6 protein-coding genes are annotated in these 6342 nt (G+C 38.1%); 3 read left to right on the top strand and 3 right to left on the bottom strand.

Annotated features, from left to right (window positions below; translation table 11 throughout):
• Positions 1-232: 232 nt before the first annotated feature.
• Positions 233-898: a phosphatase PAP2 family protein gene (locus BFL01S_RS18450; protein WP_061786592.1), complete on the bottom strand. Its 666-nt coding sequence runs from the start codon at positions 896-898 to the stop codon at positions 233-235.
• A gap of 191 nt (positions 899-1089) precedes the next feature.
• Between BFL01S_RS18450 and BFL01S_RS18445 the strand changes: the two genes are divergently transcribed.
• Positions 1090-2292: a M20 family metallopeptidase gene (locus tag BFL01S_RS18445; protein WP_025907776.1), complete on the top strand. Its 1203-nt coding sequence runs from the start codon at positions 1090-1092 to the stop codon at positions 2290-2292.
• A gap of 107 nt (positions 2293-2399) precedes the next feature.
• Positions 2400-3122 carry an EcsC family protein gene (locus tag BFL01S_RS18440; protein WP_061786591.1) on the top strand — a complete coding sequence of 241 codons (723 nt, stop codon included), beginning with the start codon at positions 2400-2402 and terminating at the stop codon, positions 3120-3122.
• Between the two features lie 13 nt (positions 3123-3135).
• Here the strand turns inward: BFL01S_RS18440 and BFL01S_RS18435 are convergent, their stop codons facing one another.
• Both BFL01S_RS18435 and BFL01S_RS18430 read right to left on the bottom strand, forming a co-directional pair.
• Positions 3136-4344, bottom strand: a complete 1209-nt coding sequence (locus BFL01S_RS18435) for an ABC transporter permease (protein ID WP_061786590.1) — start codon at positions 4342-4344, stop codon at positions 3136-3138.
• The gene (locus BFL01S_RS18430) at positions 4337-5077 is read right to left on the bottom strand and encodes an ABC transporter ATP-binding protein (protein ID WP_025907779.1); all 741 of its coding nucleotides are present in this window, start codon (positions 5075-5077) and stop codon (positions 4337-4339) included. Before BFL01S_RS18430 ends, BFL01S_RS18435 begins: the two co-directional genes overlap by 8 nt.
• Before the next feature lie 750 nt (positions 5078-5827).
• Between BFL01S_RS18430 and BFL01S_RS18425 the strand changes: the two genes are divergently transcribed.
• Complete coding sequence (locus BFL01S_RS18425) at positions 5828-6259, top strand: HIT family protein (RefSeq protein ID WP_025907780.1); 432 nt, start codon at positions 5828-5830, stop codon at positions 6257-6259.
• The last annotated feature ends 83 nt before the right edge of the window (positions 6260-6342 follow it).

The raw sequence follows: 6342 nt of genomic DNA, 5'->3' as shown, positions 1-6342 counted from the left end.
GGGCGGCGGTACGCTAATTCCCTGGGCATTGATCCCCGCTGCGGCTATCTGTGGTGTGAGTCCGTTTGAGCTAGCGCGCAGAAACTTAAAGCCCGTGGCAATTGGATTAGTTGTCACGACCGTCGTAGCAATGTTTCTTATTTAAATTTTACATTTTTTATAAAGCATGAGTAATACAGTTAAATTTGGATACGATAAAAATCCTGGTCTAATAATCTAGACCAGGATTTTTTCATCCCATATATTGCTTTGAATTCATTGGAGCAGTTGGTGTTAAATAAGCTTTTACTAACGTATAAAACAGCAAACCCACTGTCAGCCAAAAACCACCTAGTAAGTAGCCACCCAAAACATCTGTCATATAGTGCTCAGCTAATAGGAAACGACTGACACCAATGAATAAAATCAGTAAACTAAAAACGATAATTGAAGCCTTTCTAACCGTCTCATTCTTCACATAAAAAATAATAAAAAACAATAAAAACCCATAAAGCATCAAACCCAGCATGGCATGACCACTTGGAAAGCTGTATCCCTCTACTCCCAATGTCGGACGTAGTCGTTCAATCCATGCTTTTACGGCGTTGTTCAGTAAATAACCGCTTAAAACAAAAGCCAGTACAGTCACAGCACCTACAGTGTCACGCTTGTTGAAACCTAATACTCCAACAAGTAAAAGGGATAGAATAATAATCATTGGCTTTGAAGCAAAAAATGAAGTAACTTCTAAAATTCGAATCACCAGCTCATGATTATGTATGTTTGTAGCAATGGTTAGAAAGAACGCATCTATGCCGTGCACCGGTCCATTAATTGTCATAACGACACCTATAAACATCCCCATCAGTGCAAGTAATAATAAAAGAATAAATCGATATTTCATACGCCACTTCCTCATGTATAAATTTATCTCCTTCTATTATTCATCGAACAAAAGCAAATGTACAATCAATTTTTATTGGGAACGCTTCATTTGTTTTCATTTTCATCAAATATTGATATAATATAAAATGTCAAATAATTCTAAACTATTTATTTATTTAACAAAAACTCTACAAACAGCTATTATCAATGAAAGGATCTGACTTAATGATTTCAGAACTACACTCTTTACTAGAAAAAAGCTATGATGAAATGGTCCAAATTAGACGTTATCTTCACCAATACCCTGAACCTTCTTTCAAAGAATTCCAAACCGCTACTTATATCCGTAGCTTTTATGACAAAATTGGCGTGCCTTACCGAGCAAACGTTGGTGGAAATGGCATCGTCGCAACGATTAAAGGAGAAAAGCCTGGTCCAACAGTTGCTTTACGTGCCGACTTTGATGCTTTAGCCATCCAAGATGAAAAAGACGTACCCTATAAATCAACTGTTCCTGGCGTAATGCACGCTTGTGGACACGATGGACACACGGCTACCCTTTTGGTTCTCGCTAAATCCATTCAACAGTTAAAAGATCACTTAGAAGGAACGATTGTGTTCATTCATCAGCATGCTGAAGAATATGCGCCTGGTGGAGCGAAACCAATGATTGAAGATGGATGCTTAGATGGCGTAGATGCGATTTTCGGCACACATTTATGGGCTGTTACCCCTACAGGTGTCATTCAGCACAGAAACGGTCCGTTCATGGCGGCAGCGGATCGATTTGAAATTACCATTAAAGGCGCTGGAGGTCACGGTGCTCAACCTCACAAAACCAAAGATGCAATTGTCATTGCTTCTCAGCTCGTGGTTAACTTGCAGCAAATTATCAGCAGACGCGTCAATCCAGTTGAATCAGCCGTCATTACTGTTGGTTCTTTCGTAGCGGAAAATGCCTTTAACGTAATTGCTGATTCAGCAAAGCTTGTTGGTACAGTTCGCACGTTTAGCGAAGATGTACGCAATGATATGGAAAGAGAAATTGAGCGTATCATTCAGGGAACCTGCTTAGCTGCTGATGCTTCCTATGACTATTCGTTTAAACGCGGCTACCCCGCCGTTGTCAATCATAGCGAAGAAAATGCGTTCTTAGCAAAAGTAGCAGAAACAATTCCAGAAGTGGAAAAAGTGGAAGAAACCGAACCGCAAATGGGTGGAGAAGATTTTGCTTATTATCTGCAGCACATAAAAGGAACATTCTTTTTCACAGGAGCGCAGCCTGAAGGCGTCGATACTCCTTATCCACATCATCATCCAAAGTTTGATTTTAATGAAAAAGCGATGTTAATCGCTTCAAAAACACTCGGTACAGCAGCAATTGAATACTTATCTAAAGAACAAAAAGCAGAATCCATTACATCTTAACTAGTTCGCCTCCATCTATTGAGTGTGGAGGCTTCTTTGCATAGGTAGAAACTTTTTGTCTCTTGCTTCGTATATAAGAAAAGCGGTTTTCAAAAAGGGGTGTCTGAATGACTGAGTATGAACAAAGAGCGTTGGCTGATGCAGAACACTGGAAGATTACGCTGTTAAAGCGCCCATCTGCCTTTCAGCGAAATGCCAAGCAGCTGCAAAATAAATTGAATAAAAAAGTACCAGAAAGCATTCATAAAATGATTACGGAAAGCATAAAAAAAATGGTAGAGACCACAATTATTGGCTCTACCATTACCACAAAGAAGGACTATAATCGCCATTTAAGCTTTGAAGAGCGTGAAGCTGAAATTAAGGCAACGATTTCTAAATATCGTAAAACTGCTGCCGTTGAGGGGGCAGGAACAGGCGCTGGCGGACTGTTGTTAGGCGCAGCTGACTTTCCTCTTTTTTTGTCAATTAAGATGAAATGTTTGTTTGATATTGCTACTATTTACGGTTTTGACGTCCGCAAGCAAGACGAACGGCTATTCATTTTATATATTTTTCACCTTGCGTTTTGTAGCGAAGAAAAGCGAACGGAAGTCTTTGCTCTTATACAGGAATGGAATCAATCGTCTCAACATAATCTCGATTGGAAAAGCTTTCAGCAAGAGTATCGTGACTATATTGATGTAATTAAAATGCTTCAGCTCATGCCTGGATTTGGCGCTTTTGTTGGTGCTTTTGCAAATTATCACCTGCTTGATCATGTCACTCAGGTTGCAATGAATGTATATCGTCTGCGGTTATTATCCTCAAACGAAAAAAATCTGCCCTAGGAGGCAGATTTTTTTATGCAATGGCTTTTTTCTTAATATAAGCAGTAACAAAAAATTGAACAAATAGCCCACCTGCAACAAAAGCAAGCAAACCAACAAGCAAGTTAGAAGCTGCTACCACAATACTTAAACAAGCTGCTTGCAAAAATAAGACATTTCGAATAATGCTTAAAAACGCTGCTCTTCTTGTTTGCTCTTGAAGAGGATACAGAGATAACCACAAAACTTGTTTATGATGTTTCCATAGCGGCATGATTTGAAATCCTGTTATATAAAGCGTTAACAGTACAATAACAATATTTCCATAAGCAAAAGGAGTCGCTATCAAAATTAACCCGCTAATGACCGTCAAGCGTACTAGCAGACCTAAATAATCTCCTGCGCGCAAAAACGTACGCGTATATAAATAGCGATGAGTTGCCTGCTGTTGAAACGGGATACTCTTTAGAATAGTGTCCAAGTATGCCCTACGCTTTACCTGCTCCTTTAGTTGCGGAACATCCGTAAATAAGTTAGCCAAGCGATAAAACATTGCCACTCTCCGCTCTTCAAGCTCGATCAATGTTTCCCACTTCAACGGCTTTGCTTTTACAAGGGAACGGTAATATAGGGCTAAGCCGATAATAATAGCTCCTGTAACAGCGGGGAAAAACGCATAAGATCCCACAAATAGAAAATAAACAAACACTCCATTTAACAGGAAACGTACAAGGTAATCGATCCACCTTGCGTACTTTTCTTCAAAATAAACGCTCCACCACGTCATTTTTAAATTGATTGCTTTTAAAATCAGCAAGAGAATTAAATGCGTAAAAATCGTTGAGTACGTCTGGTCCGTTACTTTTACGTGCAGCGGAGCAACAGCGGCTGTTAGTATAAGTAGCACATAAATATATGTGGAAAACGTATAAAAAAATGACTTTTTAAAATACAACTGTAGCTTTGATTCAAGCGCAAGCATAAAGACTAAATCTGGCCTTTTTAAAAACGTACGAATAGAACCGCTCGTGAGTACCAGACTCATGATTACTGCAATTAAAAACGCTGATGGAAAAGCTGGTGTTAACGTATCTAACCACTGCTGATAATAATAAGCAGCTGCCCCAATGGCAAACACGAGCACAAGCTTTAAATGATCGTTAAAAATATACTTCATATAGCGGCGCGTATCTTTTAGATGCTGCTGAAATCGCTGCTGCCACAGCCCTTCAATACTACTCATAGTCCTCTTCCTTCGTCAGTTCAATATAGATTTCATCTAGCGTTGCGTTTGGCTTATTAAACTGGGCTCTTAAATCCGCTAGCGTTCCTTGTGCTCTTACTTGACCGTTATGTAAAATAACAAATTTGTCACAATAGCGCTCTGCTGTGGCTAAAATATGCGTAGACATTAAAATGCCGGCTCCCTGCTTTTTCATATCAGTCATTAAATCTAATAATGACTGAATACCAAGTGGATCTAGCCCTAAAAATGGTTCATCAATAATATAAAGTGAAGGCTGAACTAAAAAGGCACACATAATCATTACCTTTTGCTTCATCCCTTTTGAAAAATGAGCTGGAAACCACTTCAGCTTTTTATCCATACGAAATTCTTTTAACAGCGGCTTTAAGCGAGCTTCATACGTTTTGGAATCTAACCCATAGGCCATTGCCGTCATATCTAAATGTTCTTTTAACGTTAGCTCATCGTATAAGATTGGTGTTTCAGGAATAAATGTAAATTGCGTACGATAGCCGGTTGAATCCTGTTGAAACGTTTTATTATGAATAGCAATGGATCCTTTCTTTGGCTCCATTAACCCAATAATATGTTTAATGGTTGTACTTTTACCTGCTCCGTTAAGGCCAATAAGCCCAACTAGTTCTCCTGCATTAACCTCGAAAGATACGTCCTTTAATACAGGCGTTTTTGTATATCCTCCAGTTAAATGTTGAATTTGTAATAAACTCATTGAATTCTCCTTTAAATACGTGAATTTAGTAAACAAAATAACGTGACATACGCGGTAAATGAAAGTGTTCCATACAACATAGCAATGATGACAAACCGCTCATTTTTATCTATTGTACCAAATCTTCTTCAAGGATACATTTTTTTAACCACCAAAAATAAGGATTATATTTCCAGTTTAAGTTTTTAACTACGTGGACATTCTAATTAGGGAAGAAGGAAAGCAGTTGATGTTCAACATTAGCTTTCTACATCTGAAATGAGGTGTCTACACCAGACATTAATCATGAAGCCCTATGTTAAGCGTTATAATAAGGGGATGTTAGTCATGAGCGTAATTGGAATTGATTTATAAAAGGTAGACAATATTGTTCATTTATCACTGTGTAAATGAGGTGTTTGTCAAAGACCACGAACGACTTCGTTCAATTTATTTATCCATTCTACAAATTGCTTAAATGAGGTGTTTGTCAAAGAGAAGAAACGTTTTATTCTACGTTAATGCTTGTCATTAAAATGTCGAATGAGGTGTTTGTCGAAGACAATTTACATGAATTAGGCACATTATTACGTAAATGAGGTGTTCCTTAAACGCAATATAGTGAAATAGAAGCTTTGTTTCCTTCTTCATAGCGAGGTGCATCATTCGATTGCATCTCGCTTTTTACTGTTCTCTTCTTTTTCCTCTTCTATTTATGCTAAAATTAAGTCGTACAAGCTATTTTATTTTTATGAAAGAAGGGTGAATAATATGAGTAATCTCGATGAAAACTGCATCTTCTGTAAAATTATCCGCGGAGAAATTCCGTGTGCCAAAGTGTTTGAAAATGAACATGTACTAGCATTTTTAGATATTAGCCAAGTCACAAAAGGCCATACGCTTGTTATTCCTAAAGTACATAAAAAAGATATTCATGAGCTTACGCCTGAAATTGCTCGTCATTTATTTGAAGTCGTACCACAAATTGCCACGGCAATCAAAGAAACATATGAGCCAGTTGGAATCAATATTTTAAATAATAACGGTGAAAAAGCAGGTCAATCTGTGTTTCATTATCATATGCATATTATTCCTCGCTACGGTGAAGGCGACGGCTTTGGTGCAGTGTGGAAAGAGCATACAAGCGACTACACACCTGAAAAGCTACAGAGCATCGCAGCTGAAATTTCGGAGCGTTTATAAGACAAAAGAGTCTGGGACAAAACAAAATGTTCCTTTCTAAAGGACGAATGACGCCTTTTTAAAGTAGTTAGGTTATAATAATC

This window comes from Priestia flexa NBRC 15715 (assembly GCF_001591565.1).
In the GTDB taxonomy this organism is placed as follows: Bacteria; Bacillota; Bacilli; order Bacillales; family Bacillaceae_H; genus Priestia; species Priestia flexa.
The sequence above is the reverse complement of the archived record's forward strand: the minus strand, read 5'-3'. Positions and strand labels throughout refer to the sequence as shown.